20 protein-coding genes and 1 tRNA gene are annotated in these 19,981 nt (G+C 40.7%); 13 read left to right on the forward strand and 8 right to left on the reverse strand.

Going from position 1 to position 19,981, the window contains the following annotated elements; all coding sequences use genetic code 11:
- Positions 1-17 precede the first annotated feature (17 nt).
- The gene (locus tag SOI81_RS00945; protein WP_000580166.1) at positions 18-371 is read left to right on the forward strand and encodes a DUF1304 domain-containing protein; all 354 of its coding nucleotides are present in this window, start codon (positions 18-20) and stop codon (positions 369-371) included.
- 290 nt (positions 372-661) lie between these two features.
- A complete protein-coding gene (gene glpM, locus SOI81_RS00950; protein ID WP_320541115.1) occupies positions 662-1,003 on the forward strand; it encodes a GlpM family protein in 342 nt (113 codons plus the stop codon).
- Positions 1,004-1,053: 50 nt separating this feature from the next.
- On the opposite strand, the gene tenA is transcribed toward glpM, so the two are convergent.
- Positions 1,054-1,728: a thiaminase II gene (tenA, locus tag SOI81_RS00955; RefSeq protein WP_206218682.1), complete on the reverse strand. Its 675-nt coding sequence runs from the start codon at positions 1,726-1,728 to the stop codon at positions 1,054-1,056.
- Between the two features lie 261 nt (positions 1,729-1,989).
- On the opposite strand from tenA, the gene SOI81_RS00960 reads away from it, so the two are divergent.
- The 3 genes from SOI81_RS00960 (at position 1,990) to ssb (ending at position 5,225) form a co-directional block, all read left to right on the forward strand.
- Positions 1,990-3,072, forward strand: a complete 1,083-nt coding sequence (locus tag SOI81_RS00960; RefSeq protein WP_016142798.1) for a DUF475 domain-containing protein — start codon at positions 1,990-1,992, stop codon at positions 3,070-3,072.
- Between the two features lie 146 nt (positions 3,073-3,218).
- Positions 3,219-4,583: an MFS transporter gene (gene yajR, locus SOI81_RS00965; RefSeq protein ID WP_239975284.1), complete on the forward strand. Its 1,365-nt coding sequence runs from the start codon at positions 3,219-3,221 to the stop codon at positions 4,581-4,583.
- A gap of 51 nt (positions 4,584-4,634) precedes the next feature.
- Positions 4,635-5,225 (forward strand): single-stranded DNA-binding protein, encoded by a 591-nt coding sequence (gene ssb, locus SOI81_RS00970; RefSeq protein ID WP_239967000.1) that lies wholly within the window; start codon positions 4,635-4,637, stop codon positions 5,223-5,225.
- 40 nt (positions 5,226-5,265) lie between these two features.
- Here ssb and SOI81_RS00975 read toward each other — a convergent pair whose 3' ends face one another.
- On the reverse strand, positions 5,266-5,589 hold the full coding sequence (locus SOI81_RS00975; protein ID WP_016143744.1) for an AzlD domain-containing protein: 324 nt from the start codon (positions 5,587-5,589) through the stop codon (positions 5,266-5,268).
- A complete protein-coding gene (locus SOI81_RS00980) occupies positions 5,586-6,281 on the reverse strand; it encodes an AzlC family ABC transporter permease (protein ID WP_239975283.1) in 696 nt (231 codons plus the stop codon). Before SOI81_RS00980 ends, SOI81_RS00975 begins: the two co-directional genes overlap by 4 nt.
- Before the next feature lie 68 nt (positions 6,282-6,349).
- On the opposite strand from SOI81_RS00980, the gene ydcN reads away from it, so the two are divergent.
- Together ydcN and SOI81_RS00990 are read left to right on the forward strand one after the other, a co-directional pair.
- The gene (gene ydcN / locus SOI81_RS00985) at positions 6,350-6,898 is read left to right on the forward strand and encodes a helix-turn-helix domain-containing protein (protein WP_141314709.1); all 549 of its coding nucleotides are present in this window, start codon (positions 6,350-6,352) and stop codon (positions 6,896-6,898) included.
- 305 nt (positions 6,899-7,203) lie between these two features.
- Positions 7,204-8,646: an amino acid permease gene (locus SOI81_RS00990; protein WP_016142804.1), complete on the forward strand. Its 1,443-nt coding sequence runs from the start codon at positions 7,204-7,206 to the stop codon at positions 8,644-8,646.
- 63 nt (positions 8,647-8,709) lie between these two features.
- On the opposite strand, the gene SOI81_RS00995 is transcribed toward SOI81_RS00990, so the two are convergent.
- Entirely contained in the window at positions 8,710-10,209 is a 1,500-nt protein-coding gene (locus SOI81_RS00995; RefSeq protein WP_062850269.1) for a PLP-dependent aminotransferase family protein, read from the reverse strand.
- A 156-nt stretch (positions 10,210-10,365) separates the two neighbouring features.
- Here SOI81_RS00995 and gabT point away from each other — a divergent pair, with 156 nt between their 5' ends.
- Together gabT and SOI81_RS01005 are read left to right on the forward strand one after the other, a co-directional pair.
- Entirely contained in the window at positions 10,366-11,658 is a 1,293-nt protein-coding gene (gene gabT, locus SOI81_RS01000; RefSeq protein ID WP_239975282.1) for a 4-aminobutyrate--2-oxoglutarate transaminase, read from the forward strand.
- Positions 11,655-13,103 carry an NAD-dependent succinate-semialdehyde dehydrogenase gene (locus SOI81_RS01005; RefSeq protein WP_016142807.1) on the forward strand — a complete coding sequence of 483 codons (1,449 nt, stop codon included), beginning with the start codon at positions 11,655-11,657 and terminating at the stop codon, positions 13,101-13,103. Before gabT ends, SOI81_RS01005 begins: the two co-directional genes overlap by 4 nt.
- Positions 13,104-13,206: 103 nt before the next feature.
- Here SOI81_RS01005 and SOI81_RS01010 read toward each other — a convergent pair whose 3' ends face one another.
- Positions 13,207-14,181: a LysR substrate-binding domain-containing protein gene (locus SOI81_RS01010; RefSeq protein ID WP_320541116.1), complete on the reverse strand. Its 975-nt coding sequence runs from the start codon at positions 14,179-14,181 to the stop codon at positions 13,207-13,209.
- Positions 14,182-14,201: 20 nt separating this feature from the next.
- Positions 14,202-14,828, reverse strand: coding sequence for an isochorismate family cysteine hydrolase YcaC (gene ycaC / locus SOI81_RS01015; protein WP_002052204.1), 627 nt, complete (start codon positions 14,826-14,828; stop codon positions 14,202-14,204).
- A gap of 278 nt (positions 14,829-15,106) precedes the next feature.
- Here ycaC and SOI81_RS01020 point away from each other — a divergent pair, with 278 nt between their 5' ends.
- From SOI81_RS01020 to SOI81_RS01035, 4 genes are all read left to right on the forward strand, one after another.
- Entirely contained in the window at positions 15,107-15,979 is an 873-nt protein-coding gene (locus SOI81_RS01020) for a pirin family protein (protein ID WP_239975279.1), read from the forward strand.
- 440 nt (positions 15,980-16,419) lie between these two features.
- The gene (locus SOI81_RS01025) at positions 16,420-17,718 is read left to right on the forward strand and encodes an FAD-dependent oxidoreductase (protein WP_239975278.1); all 1,299 of its coding nucleotides are present in this window, start codon (positions 16,420-16,422) and stop codon (positions 17,716-17,718) included.
- 4 nt (positions 17,719-17,722) lie between these two features.
- Positions 17,723-18,550, forward strand: coding sequence for a class I SAM-dependent methyltransferase (chiG, locus tag SOI81_RS01030; RefSeq protein ID WP_320541117.1), 828 nt, complete (start codon positions 17,723-17,725; stop codon positions 18,548-18,550).
- 8 nt (positions 18,551-18,558) lie between these two features.
- On the forward strand, positions 18,559-18,984 hold the full coding sequence (locus tag SOI81_RS01035; protein ID WP_239967007.1) for a GFA family protein: 426 nt from the start codon (positions 18,559-18,561) through the stop codon (positions 18,982-18,984).
- Positions 18,985-19,212: 228 nt separating this feature from the next.
- Here SOI81_RS01035 and SOI81_RS01040 read toward each other — a convergent pair whose 3' ends face one another.
- A complete protein-coding gene (locus SOI81_RS01040; RefSeq protein WP_239975275.1) occupies positions 19,213-19,590 on the reverse strand; it encodes a hypothetical protein in 378 nt (125 codons plus the stop codon).
- A gap of 307 nt (positions 19,591-19,897) precedes the next feature.
- Positions 19,898-19,973: transfer RNA gene (locus tag SOI81_RS01045), tRNA-Thr, on the reverse strand.
- Positions 19,974-19,981 lie beyond the last annotated feature (8 nt).

The raw sequence follows: 19,981 nt of genomic DNA on the forward strand, positions 1-19,981 counted from the left end.
ATAAAAAGGAAAATTGTATGATCGGACAAATTTTAATTGCACTTATCGCAATATTACATGTCTATATTTTAGTATTAGAGATGTTTTTGTGGGACAAACCTTATGGCATGAAAGCCTTTGGAAATAATGCCGAAAAAGCAAAACTCACTAAAGTAATGGCACAAAACCAAGGTCTTTATAATGGCTTTTTAGCAGCAGGTTTATTCTGGTCTTTATTGGCAGATGCATCATTTGCGACATCTATTGCCAATTTCTTTTTAGGGTGCGTACTGATTGCAGGTATTTATGGCGGACTCACTGCCAGTAAAAAGATTATTTATATTCAGGCAGTTCCTGCATTAATTGCTTTAGTCGCTGTTAATTTTTTATGATGAACTGAAATCTAGGTAATACTTTTAATTTCACGACGGAGCTTTAATCCGTGAGATTAGATACTATCAGCTAATTCTGTTACTTTTGTTTTGGCAAAAGTAACCAAAACCATTGTCATCTGCAAAACCTGTTGTTTTGCATCATCTATCCACTCTCTTGCAAAAACATTCATTTATAATCATAGGCAGGTTGCAGATGACGTTTAGCACAAGCAGATTGTGGTTTAAGTATCTTTAGTCAAACTGCACGATATTGAAGTTTATAGTTAAGCGTTGGATCTAGATTAAATATGTGGGCGTTATTTTTAAAATGTATGTTGGGGGCTGGGGTTGTCCTCATCATTTCAATTTTATCGAAAAGTAAGGCATTTTATATTGCAGGCTTGGTCCCGCTTTTTCCTACATTCGCTTTGATTGCCCACGTGATTGTTTACCAGCAAAAAGGGGCGGAGGCGTTACAAAAAACGGCTCTGTTTGGTCTATGGTCACTTATTCCCTATGCCATTTATTTAGTTGCTGTTTATGTGCTGGCAACGCGTATGTCGATGTGGTCGTGTCTAGGAGTGGCAACTCTATGTTGGGTGGCCGCTGCGGCAGGTTTGATTTACGGCTGGCAGTGGTTTCAAAGTTAAATTTAAGACTGACCATTTAACGAAGTAAATGGTCAGAGCCTTATCTTGATTTAGATCTGGTCCAAACCTAACCATTGTCTTTGGTGGTAGGCGCTATCCCAAAATAACCATTCAAGTTTTGCACCCATGGTGTAAGCGGCATGCATTTTTTCTAAAGTGTCGGCATCACAACGTGCTGCAACTTTATCTACTGTCGCAATCACATTACGAACCGCTGTATGGAACTCTTCCCCAGCGTAAGTATCAATCCATGCTTGGTAAGGGTTGTTAGGAATTGATTTATTCACAATATCTTTACCCACTTCGGCATAAATCCAGAAGCAAGGTAACAATGCTGCAAGTACGACAGGGTAGCTCTCAGACCAAGCAGTTGCGGTCAAAAATGAAGTGTAATGATGGCCTGCCAAGGTCAACGGCGTATTTTTAAATTCTTCTTTGGTGACACCAAAATTTTTCATAAAGTCATCATGCAAGCTGCGTTCAACCACAATTGCAATTTTAGCGGCATCTGAAAATTGCATGATATCGTCAGCATCAAAAGCCTTTGCTGCTGCCACAGCAAGAACGCGACCATAAGCCACTAAGTATTGGGCATCCTGAATCACATAATGACAAAAAGCTTCTTTATCTAAAGTACCGTTAGCAAGTTCTTGATTAAAAGGCAGGTCGAGAATTTTTTGGTATAAATTTAAATTACGTTGCCAGAGTTCTTGAGAAAAAAGCATAAAACATTCCATTTAAAATAAGACAGCTAAACCGGATTTTAAATCAATTTTAAAATACAAAAATAATAATGATAGATATATCGCAAGAAAATATTTAATGCGATTAATGAGTTAATTAAATATTATAAATTTCTTTATTAAACAGACAGATAAAGGAAATTGAATAACGGCACAAAACATCATCGTTTTGTGGTTAATTATCGATATAATAGCCGCGGTTTTTAAGAAAGATTAAATTTATTCTTGGTATAGGTCTGATCCATGAAGCATTTCCGATTTTCGATATTTTTTACGGTGGTGTGTTTAGCACTATCCGCGTATTGGGGTTTTACCCACGGACCTGAAGCGGGCGTGTCTACCATGCTTAAAGCTTTAACAATTACAGCAATTTTAGCTGTAATGGAGGTCTCTTTATCTTTTGACAACGCTGTCGTAAATGCATCGGTTCTACGTAATTGGGACCCGTTCTGGAAAATGATCTTTTTAACGGTAGGTATTTTAATCGCCGTTTTTGGTATGCGTTTAGTTTTCCCTGTTGTAATTGTTGCAGTGACTGCAGATATGGGTGTTATTGAAGTGGCTAAATTGGCACTCAATGATCCGAAAACTTACTCTGATCGTTTAATGGCACACCATGCTGAAATTTCAGCTTTTGGTGGAACATTCCTATTACTGGTGTTCTTAAACTTCTTTTTTGATGACGAAAAAGAAACCCATTGGTTTAGATGGCTTGAATCTAAACTTGCAAGCTTGGCAAGCGTACCGGCAATGTCTGTATTTCTGGCTTTGATTGCCTTAATCGTGATGGCTGCTTATGTGGATGAAGTTCACCGCTTAGCTGTGGTCATGGCAGGTATTTGGGGCATTGTGGTTTATATTGGCGTTGAAGTACTTAGTCATTTGTTAGGTGGTGAACCTGAAATTGATGAAAATGGTAATGCTGTATTACAAGATGGATCAGGTGCTGCTTCTGGTGTGGTGAAAGCAGGTTTAGGTGGTTTCTTATATCTTGAAGTATTAGATGCATCATTCAGTTTTGATGGCGTAATCGGTGCATTTGCGATTACCAGCGACGTTGTCGTGATTATGCTCGGTCTTGCAATCGGTGCTATTTTTGTCCGTTCAATGACAGTTTACCTTGTAGAAAAAGGCACACTAGATGCCTATGTGTTCTTGGAACATGGCGCGCATTATGCAATTGGTGCTTTAGCATTCATTATGATTGCAAGTGGTACTGGCGTACATGTACCTGAAGTTGTCACAGGTTTAATTGGTGTAGCGTTCATTGTTTGGGCTGTTATTGCTTCAATTCAATATTCAAAGCGCGAGCAACAGTCGCCTTAAGCTAATTTTCAGCAAACTTCGATAGAATAAAGAGGCTAAATGCCTCTTTATTTTTTTAAGCCCAAATCGTTATTTTAAATAAGGTGTCCCGTATTTTTAGAAACGAATCGGCTTATAATTTACCTAGTTTGATAACGTGTATTGATATGATGAATGCTTTGGAACGTCGCTCAACTTTTGCCTTAAGTAGTATTTTCGCGCTACGCATGTTGGGCTTGTTCATGATTATTCCTGTCTTTTCTGTAGTTGGACAGTCATATCAATATGCGACTCCAGTACTCATTGGTTTGGCTGTAGGTGTCTACGGCTTAAGTCAGGCGATTTTACAAATTCCATTTAGCTTACTGGCAGACCGTTTTAGCCGTAAACCATTGGTGGTATTTGGGTTGTTACTCTTTGCAGTTGGTGGTGCAATTGCGGGGTTATCTGACACGATTTATGGCGTGATTATTGGCCGTGCTATCGCTGGCGCGGGTGCAGTTTCGGCAGTCGTGATGGCGCTTTTAGCCGATGTGACGCGTGAAGAACAGCGTACTAAAGCGATGGCTGCAATGGGCATGAGTATTGGCCTGTCTTTTGTAGTGGCGTTTAGTCTTGGGCCTTGGCTCACAAGCCTTGTCGGTATTTCTGGTTTGTTCTTTGTGACGACCATTATGGGCTTAATCGCGATTTTGATGTTATTGCTCGTACCTAAAGTAACTCGTCATCATCGTAATTATCAGCAAGGCTACATGGCACAGCTTAAACAAGTCATTCAAATGGGTGATTTAAACCGTTTACACGTTTCGGTTTTTGCATTGCATTTATTGCTGACCGCCATGTTTATTTATGTGCCGTCACAGCTTATCGAGTTTGCGCACATTCCTTTGGCTAGCCACGGTTTGGTGTATTTGCCACTTTTGGTTATTAGTCTATTTTTTGCATTTCCTAGCATTATCATCGCTGAAAAATATCGCAAAATGCGCGGCATTTTCTTAACAGCTATTACAGGCATTATTGCAGGTTTACTATTACTGATATTTGGTTATCAGTCCAAATATGTCTTGCTTGCAGGCTTAGGTATTTTCTTTATTGCCTTTAATGTCATGGAGGCTTTATTACCTTCTTGGCTGTCGAAGTCTGCTCCAATCCAGTCAAAAGCCACGGCTATGGGTGTAAATGCCAGTAGCCAATTTTTAGGCGCTTTTTTCGGTGGCACACTAGGTGGTCAATTATTGATGTTACATAATACTGCGATTGGATGGAGTGTCTTGGCAGGGATTGCTATAATATGGTTGCTAATTAGTTTTGGTTTAGCTCAGCCGCGGTATTTGTCATCGATTGTGTTGCCATTGCCGCAAGTGCAACAGGTGAATGAGTGGACCACACAGCTATTGGCAATTCGTGGTATCGAAGAAGTTGTGGTGATGCCTGACCAGCAAGTTGCTTATATTAAAGTCGATAAACAGTCTCTAGATGATGCTGCGCGACGTGATTTAACGCAGTTGTTCGGTAAAGAGGTAGCCATTTAAGCATAACTCTTATAAAGTAAAACATAGAAATGTATAGGATGAAGACAGCTAATGCGTGGTGTAAATAAGGTTATTTTGGTTGGTACTTTGGGTCGTGATCCTGAAACAAAAACTTTTCCAAATGGGGGCTCGTTGACCCAATTTTCAATCGCGACAAGTGAAGCTTGGACTGATAAAAATACCGGTGAACGTAAAGAACAAACAGAATGGCACCGTATTGTTTTGCATAACCGTTTAGGGGAAATTGCTCAGCAGTTCTTACGTAAAGGTTCTAAGGTTTATATTGAAGGTTCATTACGTACGCGTCAGTGGACAGACCAAAATGGCCAAGAGCGTTATACAACAGAAATTCGTGGCGACCAGATGCAAATGTTAGATGCTCGTCAACAAGGTGAACAAGGTTTTGCTGGTGGTAATGATTTTAATCAGCCACGTTTTAACGCACCTCAACAAGGTGGTAATGGTTATCAAAACAATAACAACCAAGGTGGCGGTTACGGCCAAAACAATGGCGGTGGTTATGGTGGCCAAGGTGGTTTTGGTAATGGTGGAAGTAACCCTCAAGCGGGTGGTTTTGCGCCTAAAGCTCCGCAACAACCAGCTTCTGCACCAGCTGATTTAGACGACGATTTACCGTTCTAATCAAAGTTGCAAAAAAGGCGAGTTTATCTCGCCTTTTTTATTACTCAATTCCAAGCAAACGTATAAGTGCCGTGCCGGCAGCTGCCAAGCAAATCACCAATAAAAGTGGTACTTTTTTCCAAACTAAGAACAGTGCTAGGGCCACCCCAAATATTCGTGCGAAACCCGCGAAATGTTGACCTTCAAAAAATGTCGTCGTCACAGCAATCGCACAGAGCAAGACCGTTGCGCCGTTTGAGAGTAAAACTTGGTATTTTTCAGAAAACGAAAACTTGGCACCCAAGTGAAAACCAGCAAAGCGAATGCCATAGGTTCCAAGTGCTAACAAGCCTATACCCAAAATAATGAGTAATTGTTGATTCATTTCTTTCTACCCCATATCAAGCCAAAAAGTGAAATCAGAATTGGAAGTCCCGAGGCCAAAAAGGGCGTGGTGATCAGCGCTAAAGTTGATCCAGCAAATGCAGCTTTTCGAGTAGATTTATTCTTTAAAGCAGAAAAAGTAAGTGCAATTAGAATGGAAGGGAAAATGGCATCTAAACCAAAAGTTTTCGGGTCTGGAATAGCGCTTCCAATAAAATAACCTGCTGTTACACCGAGAGGCCAACTGAACATGATGCCTATTCCACATAGCCAGTAAGCAGCCTTTTTCATTTCGAAATCGGGCTGTGCCATGCCAAACAAAACGCTTTCGTCGTTCATGATGTGAGACCCAAAATATTGAGAATATTTGCCTCGAATCAGTTCATTGACCGCAATACCAAAAGGTAAATGCCTTAAATTGACGAGTAGTCCTGCAATCGCAGCAGCAATTGGGCTACCACCTACAGCCAAGAATCCAATAAAAATAAATTCAGCAGTTCCTGCGAGCACAAACACGGATAGGCAAAGCGGAATCCAGAGTGCTAAGCCATAACTTGCGGCGAGTGAACCTAAAGACATGCCAACGACACTCGTCGCTAGACACACAAAGAAAATCGAGCGAGTCGTGTCTTTACTGAGTTTTTTAATGAGAGCATATGTAGTCATGGCATGATATAACGAACGATTTTCCATTATAATGAATAAGTCTGATTGTTTTGTCAAAACGAACGATCGTTTTTTTTATAGAACGGATAGAATGAATGTCTCAGCCCATTGAAATTATTGCCAAAGGTTTAACACGTGAACGTCAAAGAGCAGGGCTTTCATTGGCAGAGGTTGCTCGCCGTGCAGGTGTTGCCAAATCGACTCTTTCACAATTAGAAGCGGGCCAAGGTAACCCAAGCATTGAAACCTTATGGGCACTTTGTGTTGCGTTAAATATTCCATTTGCACGTTTGATGGAAGAACCGAGCAATCAGGTACAAGTCATTCGCTGTGGCGATGGTCCAACAGTGAGCTCAGAGATTGCCAACTACAAAGCAATTTTGTTAGCGACTTGTCCGCCGCATGCGCGCCGTGATGTTTATTTACTGATTGTGGAGCCGGGTGAAGATCGACTTTCAGAACCACATCCAGTTGGTTCTGTAGAACATATTATTGTGGTCGAAGGGCGAGCTTTGGTGGGTTTAATTGATGAGGCGGTTGAGCTGGGGGTTGGAGACTATATTTGTTATCCAGCCGATCAAAAGCATATATTTAGAGCGTTGCAAACAGGCACAAAAGCGTTGTTAATCTCTGAACAGAACTAAAGCTTTTCAAGCTGATTAAAATAAAAACAAAAAGCCATTTAGCAGTATCCGCTACAAAAAGGGCCAATTTTGCGTATAAATTTTGCAATTGGCTCTCTCTTTTATTCCAAAAATGGCTCTCGTTTCTTGAGTGCCGAAACGACAAATTAAAGCCATTGGAAGTATGCATACGGAAGCGCCGGATAAGCTCAGTGAATTTTCTTTTTTAGGAATTGGGCAGAACGGCTAAATTTTTAGGGGATATTTTTTGGCTTCGGAGGTTTTCCGAGACTAGCCGATATCCTCCATATATTAAGGAAAATGATATGGCAGCTCATCAAAATGGTTCTGAAGCCAATCACTCCCAAAGTTTAAAACATGGACTTAAATCACGCCACCTCACCATGATCTCGATTGCTGGGGTTATTGGCGGTTCTCTGTTTGTTGGCTCAGGCAGTATTATCTACAACACTGGCCCTGTGGTATTTCTAACCTATGCATTAGGTGGTTTACTCGTTTGGTTCATCATGCGTATGTTAGGCGAGATGGCCGTTTTAAATCCTGATAGTGGCTCTTTTTCAACCTATGCGGATCGTGCAATTGGTCGTTGGGCAGGGTTTTCAATTGGCTGGTTGTACTGGTGTACTTTGGCAATGCTCATGGGGTGGGAAGCTTATGTTGCAGGTAAAATTCTAAACAACTGGTTCCCGTTTATACCGATCTGGGCCTATATGGTCGTGGTGATTGGTGCACTTGTTGTCGTTAATTTACAAAACGTGAAAAACTATGGCGAGTTTGAGTTCTGGTTTGCGCTCATTAAAGTCATCGCGATTGTTATTTTCCTTGTGATTGGTAGTTTAGCCATCATGCATTTATGGCCTTGGGGCAATCCGGCTGCTTCTGGTATTAGTAACCTAACTTCTCAAGGCTTTATGCCTAATGGTGGTTCATCCGTTATTACCGCCTTGCTTGGGGTTATGTTCGCCTATATTGGCGCTGAAATTGTCACTGTAGCGGCAGCAGAATCGGCAAATCCATCTAAAGAAATTCGTAAAGCATCGAACTCGGTGGTTTGGCGAATTATTTTATTCTATGTCGGCTCAATGTTCGTTGCGGTATGTCTCATTCCTCACAACAATGAACTTTTGAAAGATTCAACTTGGGGTACTTATAGTGTGACTCTGTCTGCTCTGGGCATTCCGGGTGCGCGCCATATCGTTAACTTTGTGGTTTTAACATCGGTATGTAGTTGCTTTAACTCAGCACTTTACACATGTTCACGTATGTTGTTCTCTTTAGCTAAACGTGGTGATGCACCGAAAAGTTTTGGTTCTGTAAACAGTAAAAGCAGCCCTTGGGTTGGGGTGATTGTGTCATGCTTCTTCTCAGTGATTGCAGTAATTTTAACTGCAACCGAGAGTATGAATGTTTATGACTTTTTCATGCTAACGACTGGTGCAGCAACACTGTATGTATACCTGACCATTGCATATTCTCAGCTTCGTATGCGTAAGAAACTTGAAGCGGAAGGCGTAAAAATTGACTTTAAAATGTGGATGTTCCCTTATCTAACATACGTGGTGATCTTTGCAATTATTGGTGCAATTCTTACCATGTTAATTGAAGGCACCTACTTTAAAGAAGTGATTTACACTACAGCATTGTTCGGCATTATTGTGTTCTTCGGGTTGTTGTCTGAAAAATTGGGGTGGGGTAAAGATCGTAGAGCGACTCATTTAACTCACAGCCATGAAGAAAAGTTAGTTTAAATTTTTAAATAAAAAAAGAGCCTCACAGTGAGGCTCTTTTTGTTTATTAATATGGAAAAATCTTTAATTCAGCGTAGGTACACCTGCTTCACGTAAGCATTGGAGCAAGACGCCAAAAGCCATCACCATATCTTTTTCATTTACGCATGCAAAGCCCATGAGCAATCCACGTTCGGCATGTGCATGCGACTGCATGTAGTACTGAGACAGTGGACGAACTTTAACACCACGTTCAAGCGCAGTCGCCGCAATCGCGACATCATCGCAAGCGTTTGGCAGTTTTAAAACCAGATGTAACCCCGCGGCTTCATCATATTCATGAATAAATTCGGGCCCAAGATAACGCTGAATAAGGCTCACTAAGTAGTCACGGCGTTTGCCATAAAGTAGGCGCATACGGCGAATATGGGCTTCATAATGGCCTTCACGAATAAATTCAGCGAGGGCTTTTTGCTCAAGCAAATGGCCCCCACGATAAAGCTCGGCTGCAACAATACGTAGTGGTGAAAAAAGTGGTTTAGGTACGACTAAATAACCAATTCTTAAAGATGGATAAATGGTTTTACTAAATGTGCCCATGTACAGCACAGGCGCATCATTTTCTAAACCTTGTAAAGATGGATAAGGCTGACCTGAGAAACGGAACTCACTGTCATAGTCATCTTCGACAATCCAGCTATTGTGCTGACGTGCGATTTGAATCAATTGTCTGCGACGATCAAGACTTAAATGTGAGCCAAGCGGATATTGATGTGAAGGTGTGACAAAAATGAGTTTAGGCGGTACTGCCGGATTTTCTTCAGGAATAATGCCTTCAGCGTCGACAGGCATCGGCTGAATATCAAGACCATTAATACGTAACGTATTACGCATTCCCCAATAAGCGGGATCTTCAATCCAGATTTTATCTCCCATATCGCTAAGGGCACGAGAGACTAAGTCGATCGCTTGGTGGATACCTTCGGTAATAATAATCTGATCCGCATCGCACTGAACTGAACGTGCAACGCGTAAGTAATCTGCCAACGCACTTCGAAGTTCAATACATCCACCTGCATTGCTGTAAATAAGGCGGTTAATATCTGGTTCACGGCTTAAGCGTGCTTGAATGCGGCTAAAAATATGATGCGGAAACTCAGTCACATCGGGTGCTCCCGGCACAAAAGCTCCCCATTGGTGTGGTGAAGCTGCAGCATAGCCCAATAAGTTGGAACCACGCTGTGATAGGGCATAAGAGCTTTGAGCTTTCGGACTTGAAACCACTTTTTTCTTATTTTGTGTATTTAAAAAACTCTCTGGTAGTTTTTCGGCAACCCAAGTGCCATGACCCGTACGAGCTTCTAAGTAGCCTTCCGCCTGTAGTTGTTCATAGGCAGTAAGCACTGTATTTCTTGAAACATGAATTTCACTGGCTAAGTCGCGTGACGCAGGTAGACGAGTCTTGGGCTGGATAACTCCATCAATAATGGCACCACGCAGGCAACGGAAAAGGCGTTGATGTAGTTTCCCTTCAGTGTCCTGTTGGAGTCGTTGCAGCAAATGATCTCCAAGTAAACTACGCAATTGGCTCTCTCCTACAGTTAAAAAGTGGCTCTCGTCAGTTGGCACCAGACGAGCGAAATTACATGCATAGGCAGTCGTTGTAAAGCACCCTGAAAATTAAGCACAGGATGCAAAAAACCAAAGCTGCAACTGATGATGAAAATATGAGGGAATCAAATGGATAATCAACATTCTGCACTTAACGCACGTAAACAGCAAGCAACTCCACGTGGTGTAGGCGTGATGTGTCAGTGGTATGCGGAAAAAGCTGAAAATGCCACGATTTGGGACAAGGAAGGCAACCAATTTATCGATTTTGCTGGTGGTATCGCGGTTTTAAATACCGGCCATCGCCACCCTAAAGTGATTGCAGCGGTGACTGAACAACTCACTAAATTTACGCATACTGCCTATCAAGTAACACCTTATGAAAGCTATGTAGCTTTAGCTGAGCGTATTAATGAGCGCGCACCAATTGCTGGTCCTGCCAAGTCAGCTTTTTTCACAACTGGTGCAGAAGCAGTTGAAAATGCGGTGAAGATTGCTCGTTGTTATACAGGTCGTCACGGCATTATCACTTTTGGTAACGGTTTCCACGGTCGTTCATTCATGACTATGGCAATGACGGGTAAAACAGCGCCTTACAAACGTGATTTCGGTGTAATGCCAGCGGGGGTATTCCACGCACGTTACCCTGTACCTGCTAAAGGTATTTCAGTAGACGCGGCAATTGAAAGCGTTGAAGATATTTTCAGTGAAGATATTGCACCACATGATGTTGCAGCAATTGTACTTGAGCCAGTACAAGGTGAGGGCGGTTTTAATGTTGTGCCAGCTGAATTCTTAAAACGTTTACGCTCAATTTGCGACAAGCACGGTATTTTACTTGTCGCTGACGAAGTGCAATCAGGTTTTGCCCGTACTGGTAAATTGTTTGCAATGAACTATTACGAGACTAAAGCAGACCTCATCACGATGGCGAAAAGCTTGGGCGGCGGTTTCCCAATTTCAGGTGTTGTTGGCCGTGCAGAAGTAATGGATGCACCAAACCCAGGTGGACTAGGTGGTACTTACGCAGGTAGCCCGATTGCGGTTGCAGCTGCACACGCGGTAATTGATGCAATTGAAGAAGAAAACCTATGCGACCGTGCAAATGAATTAGGTGCTGAGTTGGTTGTTGCACTTAAAGATATTCAACAAGCAACAGGTGACGTAGTAACTGATATTCGTGCATTGGGTTCAATGGTTGCGGTAGAGCTTGAAACAGCTGAACAAGCAAAAGTTGTACAAAACTATGCAATGGAAAACGGGTTGTTACTTCTTACTTGTGGTAAATACGGTAATGTAATTCGTTTCTTATATCCATTAACCATTCCTGCTGAGCAATTCCGTCAAGGTCTTGATATCTTGAAACAAGGTTTTGCGACACTAAAAGCAGGTAGTGCAAAAGCAATGGAGCAATCTGCATGATTCAAAATAATTTGCAGTATTTATTAAAACATCCTGATATCTCATTAGAAGCACCTGCATCAAATGACTATGTCGAGGTAAATGATGCTGCTACGGGTGAAACTTTGGCATGGGTAAAAACCTATGACCGTGCAGGGGTTGAAGCCGCAATTAATCGCTCAGCAAAAGCGCAAGCTGCTTGGAAAAAGCAAACTGCCTTGGCTCGCGCTGATGTGCTATTGGCATGGTACAACCTCATGCTTGAGCACAAAGAAAATCTGGCTCAAATTTTAACAGCTGAGCAAGGTAAACCATTGGCAGAAGCACGTGGTGAAATTGGTTATGCAGCATCATTTATTCGTTGGTTTGCCGAGCAAGCACGCCGTATTGATGGTGAAGTCTTAACACCTACGTTGCCAAATCAACGTTTGCTCGTGATTAAACAAGCGATTGGGGTAACTGCGGCAATTACGCCGTGGAACTTCCCAGCTGCCATGATTACACGTAAAGCAGGTCCAGCGATTGCGGCGGGTTGTTCAATGTTGGTTAAACCAGCAGAGCAAACACCGTTAACTGCTTATGCGCTTGAAGTATTGGCTTTACAAGCGGGTTTACCAGCGGATGTTTTAATTAACATTAGTGGTGATGCGGTTGAAGTTGGAAAGACCCTATGCGAAAGCGATATTGTTCGTAAGCTCAGCTTTACAGGTTCAACTCAAGTTGGCCGTATCTTGATGCAACAATGTGCGCCAACCATTAAAAAGCTTTCACTTGAACTTGGTGGTAATGCACCAGTTGTGGTATTTGACGATGCCAATCTTGAACAAGCTGTTCAGGGCATTATGGCAAGTAAATATCGTAACAGCGGTCAAACCTGTGTTTGCGCTAACCGTATTTATGTTCAAGATGGTATTTACGATGCATTGGCAGAGCGTCTGGTTGAAGCTGTATCTAAACTTAAAGTTGGCGATGGCCGTCAAGAAGGTTCAACTCAAGGGCCTTTAATTGATGAAGATGCGATTGCGAAAGTTCAGTCTCATATTGCAGATGCAACCGAGAAAGGCGCAACAGTTCGTATTGGTGGTCAACGCTCGGCACTTGGTGGCACATTCTTTGAGCCAACAGTTTTAACTGGCGTAACTCAAGACATGAAAGTGTCTAAAGAAGAAACTTTTGGTCCGCTTGCACCACTATTCCGCTTTAAAACTGAAGATGAAGCAGTGGCAATGGCGAACGATACCGAATTTGGTTTAGCTGCTTATTTATTTACTCAAAGCACAGCTCGTCAATGGCGAGTCGGTGAGGCACTTGAGTACGGTATGGTCGGCATTAACACGGGCGCGATTTCAAATGAAGTTGCTCCGTTTGGTGGCGTAAAACAGTCAGGTCTAGGCCGTGAAGGTTCAAAATTCGGCATCGAAGAATATGTCGAAATGAAATACCTCTGCGTAGACTTATCTGAGTAAGGAACCAAACGAGTTCGTTTTGTTCTGAACGAAAACATGCAGTTATGCTGTATGTGATGTGTCACAAAAAACCGGTCATGCCCATTCATGGCCGGTTTTTTATTTAAGTCGGCAGGTATCCTTCATGGCTTTCAGGTAAACGCCTAAGCTCATCAATCAATGTTTCAATGAGTTTTTCGACCACAAGGCGTTGGCCTTTTCTGGATACATAAACCAGTTGTAGCATGCCAATATTCGACTTCCAGTCAGGAAGAATATGAACCAGTGTGCCTTTACGAATTTCAGATTCGACAGTTAAAAAGGGAAGATCGGCAATGCCTAAACCATCCATCACGGCATAGTAAACGCCTGCCAAATCATTACTTTTGATTCGTGGTTGATAAGGTATATCAACTGATTCACCGTTACGAATATTGCATAAATGCCAAATGTAATTTTGCTTTTGAGTCCCTAAGCTAATACTTGGAAATTCCTGTAATTCGGAATAATGCTCGATGGTGCGACCTTGCAGTAATTCAGGCGAAGCCACCAGACAATGGTCAGTTTTAATCACATCGCGAACAATTAAATTTGAATCTTCATTCGGTTCGAAATTGGTACGAATGGCGAGGTCGATATCATCATGCAATATATCTACCCGACGGCTCGTCAGCTCAAGCGATATTTCAACTTTAGGGTAGGTTTTTAGAAACTGATTTAAAATTTTTCTAATTTGAAAATGCATCATTAAAGGTGGGCAGCTTACTTTTATTACTCCTTGCGGTTCACTTTTTTGTTTTAACAAAACGTTTTCTGCACATTCAACTTGAGCAATAACTTTGCAGCATTCCTCATAAAATTCTTGACCTAAATCGGTCACTTTAAAATGGCGGGTAGTTCTTTGAATGAGGCTCACATTAAATTTATTTTCAAGATCAATAATACGTCGGCTGAGCTTAGATTTACTAATATTTTCAGCTTCACCGGCCGCACTAAAGCCGCCGTGTTTTACGACTAAATAGAAATAATAAAAATCATCAAAAGAGCTTATCAATGTCAGATCAATCCATTTAAATTTAAGATTAGAGCGCTTAGGCACTCTAATCTTAACAATTCAGCTTATTTTTGCGATGTATTAAAACTATAGCTGGTCATCAGGTTACGGTAATCAGGAATATGATTTGAGAAGAGTGCACCGAGACCTTCCACATCATTACGCCAGTCACGGTGTAACTCACATGCCATACCAAACCAAGTCATCAGCTGAGCGCCTGCTTTTGACATACGGTCCCAAGCAGCATCACGGGTTAATTCATTGAAAGTACCAGAAGCATCAGTAATCACAAACACTTCAAAACCTTCTGCGAGAGCAGATAAAGCGGGGAATGCCACACAAACCTCAGTGACCACACCAGCAATAATCAGTTGTTTTTTACCTGTCGCTTTGACCGCTTTTACAAAGTCTTCATTGTCCCATGCATTGATTTGACCAGGACGTGGAATAAAAGGTGCATCTGGGAAAAGTTCTTTTAATTCCGGAACTAAAGGACCATTTGGACCGTTTTCAAAACTGGTAGTGAGAATAGTCGGTAAATTGAAATATTTCGCCGCATCTGCAAGCGCTAATACGTTGTTTTTAAATTTATCTGGGTCGATATCTCGAACTAAAGAAAGTAAACCTGCTTGGTGGTCAACTAAAAGAACCGCAGCATTATCCTTGTCTAAGCGCACGTAATCTTGAGCCATTTTTTATTTCCTCGTGTTATCAAAATGAATAATCAAAAATTATTTGAGTAGGTCGTCATTGCCTAAAATTATGCTAGTTGAGTTTTATGTTGTGTTTAAGTCTAAAAAATAGGATTAAGAATTTTAAAAATAGGACGATCACTAAGAGACTTTCTGAAAAATTGAGATTGTCTCATATATGAAATAATGTGTTGCTAATCCTGATCTATAACCTGCAATTATTGAGGCGTAAAATCAATCTCAGTTCAAGAAAATCCTACATATATAGGAGAGATCAGATGAAGAAATTTCTTGGTGCATATCAAAATAACCACATGCATTGGGTGGGTGATGGTTTCCCTGTATATAACCTGTTCTCTTATGACCGTTTAGGCCAAACCCTAAGCCCATTTTTGTTACTCGATTATGCAGCGCCTTATAACTTCTCACCAACGACCGAACAGCAAGGTGTAGGTTCGCATCCTCACCGTGGCTTTGAAACAGTGACAATCGCCTATCAAGGTGAAGTGACTCATAAAGACTCAAGCGGTGGCGGTGGAACCATTAAAACTGGTGATGTGCAATGGATGACTGCGGGTGCAGGCGTGTTGCATGAAGAGTTCCATTCTCCTGAATTTGCAGACCATGGTGGTCTTTTTGAAATGGTGCAATTGTGGGTCAATTTACCTGCTCATTCAAAAATGACGCCTGGAAAATACCAAGCAATAGAAGCGAAAGATATTCCAGACATTGCACTAGACGAGCACGGTAGTCATTTGCGTGTGATTGCTGGTGAATATGCAGATGCAAAAGGTGCAGCAACGACATTTAGTCCATTAAATGTATGGGATGGTAAATTGGCTAAAGGCCAAAAACATACCCTTTATGTACCTGAAGGTCACACTACGCTTGTTGTAATATTAGATGGCGCAGTTGTGGTCAATGATGCAAATCGCCTTGAAGGTAAAACCGTTGCGATTTTGTCTCGTGAGGGTGTTGAGTTTAGTTTGAATGCAGAAGAAGACACTAAATTCTTAGTGTTAACTGGCCAACCACTCAATGAACCAATCGAAGGTTATGGTCCATTCGTAATGAATACCAAAGCTGAGATTATGGAAGCGATTAATGATTTTAATCGTGGAAAATTCGGTTCAATTATGCAAGAAGCATAAATTGCTAAATGGCATTTAATTAAGCTCTAAAAGCAAAGTAATAAAAAGCCCGCTATCAAGTATGAATAGCGGGCTTTTTCGCTGTAAAGTTTCTATTTTTATGATGGTTTGCATTGTTGTTTCGGCATTGTTTTGTGTGATTTGCTTCTCATTATTATGAGTTAATAATATATTAAAAAAAGATGCTTGTAAAACAAATGATATAAATATAGTTAAATTATCTTATTTTATTTAAAAGATTTTTTTTAAATTTTTAAAAAATATAAGATCTTATAGAGTTCTCTGGTTTTGTAAAAAAATATAAAAAATGAGACGAGTGAAGAGTTAAATATTTTCTATATAAATTGATGCAAAAAATAAAAATCTGGTAGTTTTTAATACGGTGTTTTTTTAGGGTATGAGTGATAATCAAAAAAATTCTCGAAAAATGGGACATCATTTTGAATATCGCAATTATTGGCAGTGGAATGGCAGGGCTTGCGGCAGCAAGAATTCTGAAAGATGCAGGGCATACGATCACGATATTTGAAGCACTTCCTGGCCGGGGAATGGATAGCCATAGCATTGAGTTCGATGGTGGAATTATTGATGCACCGCTACGTGTGATGAATCCTCACTTATGGAAAAATACACTTAGCCTTGCGGCTCATTTAGGCATTAAAACCTTCCCTGTTCGTACTTATATGTCTTGTAGCTGGTTATTCGAAGATCGTACGGAAACATGGTTAACGACTTCTCGTAGCCGTATTGGTAATTTCCCGATTATTAATAACCGTAAAGGCATCCAGCAATATGGCTGGCGTCTTGTGAAAGGGATGTTGCAATTAAAAACTGCGATTCACCAGTTTTTCAAATCTAAAAATCAAGATATTACCCTCGCTGAATTTATTAATCAGAACGATATTGAAGAAGTATTCTGGCATGGTGTGGTTATGCCAGTGCTTTATACAATTTGTACGTGTAATCCAAAAACGATTGGCGATTGGCCTGCAAAAAACTTACTTGAGTTTTTACGTCACTTAACTGATGGCGACATGTTGTTGCGCATGAAAGGTGGCACACCAGCATTTGTAGATAGCTTGATTAAAGACATCGATATCCATAGCGGATCGGCAATTAAGAAAGTTGAACTACAAGGCGAAAAAGTACTGGTTGAAAACAGCCAAGGTGAACAGAACTTATTTGATCGAGTGATTGTTGCAACGCCAACATCTAAAATCGATGAGTTTTTAAATCCTGAACAGTTTGCAGAAGATATGAACTTGCTTAAGCAATTCCGCTTTGAACAAGGCGATCTTGTGATTCATACCGATGCGACAGTCATGCCACCACGCCGTAAAGACTGGTCAGTGTTGAGCTACATGATGGACCGTAAGTTTACACGTCAGCAATTCACGGTATGGATGAATGCGGTCGAGCCAACACTTGTGGGTAAAAATCCTGTATTCCAAACTTGGCGTCCAGTGGTTGATATTGACCCTAAAAAAGTGATTTCAAAAGTGACTTTAACGCGTGCAGTTGTAGACTCGCAAACGGTTGCTTTAAACAAAGAATTGCAACAACGTCATTTAGACCCAAGCCGTAAAGTATTTTACTGTGGTTCATGGTCGTGCGATGGCTTGCCAATTTTAGAGTCAGCAGTCACTTCTGCAATGCATATTGCTGAAATTTTAGGTGCACCTTTACCATTTGTAGGCTTAAAACCTAAGGTAGAAGTTGCCCCAGAACTCGGCTACTAAAATTGTGAAAATAAAAGTTCGAGCAGCTCTCTCTCGACTCATTCCCCATAAATATGCAATTGATGCATCAAACTTGGGAGATGATGGGGAGCTTGCTTGGACAAATTTGGGTTTTTGGAAAAATACCCAAAGCTACCGTGAAGCTTGTCGCCAATTGGCTGACCATTTGGCACAAGCTGTCAATTTAAATTCAAAAGATCATCTCTTAGATTTAGGCTGCGGACAGGGTGCAAGTTTGTTGCACTGGTTACAGCACTATCAGCCTAAAAGCCTCAGCGCAGTTGACTTACAAGCCCCATGCGTTCATAAAATTCAAAATCTTATTCCCGAAATAAGTCAGATTTTCTGCGGTTCATTTTTAAATTTAAAACAATTTGAATTTAAACAAGGCTTCGATGTAGTGCTCTGTATCGATGCGGCTTATCACAGCAATTTAAATTCATTTCTAGATTCGGTCACATCAGTTTTAAATTCAAAAGGTCGATTAGGTTTTCATTACTTAATGCGTGCCGACTCATGTCAAAACATGACTGCCCTACAAGAACAAAAGCATCGGTATTTACTCAAAGCAGCAGACGTTATTTGGGAAGCTTTACCAAACGAGAAAATGCTAAGAACTACCTTGGAACAACAAGGTTTCGTCGATATTCAAATTGAAGATTTATCCGAGCAAGTATTACTCGGTTTTTCACAATATATTCAAAATCAGCAACGACAAAATCAAAGCCGAGGGTTGGCAAATTTTAAAATTCAAATGACTGCAAAGTTATGCCAACAACTCTACCAAAATGGATATGTACGTTATATTCAAATTACAGCAATAAAAAAATAGGATGAGCCATGTCAGCCAAATATCAAGGATCGTGTTTATGTGGAGCGGTGAGCTACCAAAGTGAAGCGGAGCCACGTTATAGCTTTAATTGCCACTGTCGGGATTGTCAGAAGGCCACAGGTTCAGCCTATGCACCCATCGCTTTTTTTCACCAATCTGAATTGAAAGTAAGTGGCGAGCTTAAATATTTTGAGTCTTTAGGATCTTCTGGCCGACCTATTAAACGAGCTTTTTGCCCGACTTGTGGTTCCCAGCTTTTTGGCTTACCTGAAATTGCTCCTGAAATGATTTCAATACGTGCAGGTACTTTGGATGACCCTAGTCTTTATCAGCCTAGAGCAGAGGTGTTTGTGAGCCAAGCCTATGCTTGGGATACCCTGAATCCACAGCTTAAACACTTTGAAAAAATGATAGAGAAGAGAAAAGAAGGATAGAGGTCGTCTGACAAGCTCGTAAGCCTTTTCTTACAGACATTCGGGAAAATGACTTCTTTCTATGACCCTACAAATTACCTATGATGAACTCATCAGGAACAGGAAGTTCCGAAACGTAAAACAACAATAATAAGTTTAAGCATCAGGACGTGAGGTATTACAGGAAGTGTACCTAGTAACGAAATACGGAAAAAGCCCAACAGGATGTTGGGCTTTTTTCATTTTGTATTAATAAACTTGTTTTCCACCCAATACTGCACAATCAACAGGTGTATTCCATTTCACCGCAGTACCTGTAAGTACGGGACGAACAATACGCCATGGCCAGAAGCCAAATCTTTGGCTTTGGTGATAATTAATCACTACATCTGCACCGTATTTACGAGCAATGATCGCTAATTTAGGTTTTACTTCTTCAAACCCCCCATAAGTTCCTTTTGCGGCTTTAATACGTTTAATAGATTTATAGTGCTCTGCTGAAGGAGTACCCTCAATTAAGCAAATAGGTGGGTTTGCAATAGTTTGTATTTGAGAAGCTGTATCTTGAGCAAATGCAGTTAAAGGTAAAGCTAGAAATAAAGTAGGTAAAATAAAACGGAGTCTCATATTTTTCCTTGTTAGTATCTTAATGAATTAAAGTTTATAAATAGGTCTTATTAATAGGTCCCTATTTGGTGGCGCATTATAATCTTATATTTTTAATATTTCTTATTTTAATATTATATTTTTTAATAAATTAGAGGGACTATATTTAGTTTTTAAAATAATAATTTTTTTAGAAATTTATTTTTAACTTCATATTTATAATAAATTTTTAGGTAAGTATGTTTCTTCAAAACATGATGGATAGACTATGCCTAAAATTATAGACAACAAAAAACCCCATAAATCAAATATTCATGAGGTTTAATGATGGTGCCGGCACACGGATTCGAACTGTGGACCTACTGATTACAAGTCAGTTGCTCTACCAACTGAGCTATGCCGGCGATGTGGT

It is taken from the genome of Acinetobacter pittii (assembly GCF_034067285.1).
GTDB classification, from domain to species: Bacteria; Pseudomonadota; Gammaproteobacteria; order Pseudomonadales; family Moraxellaceae; genus Acinetobacter; species Acinetobacter pittii_E.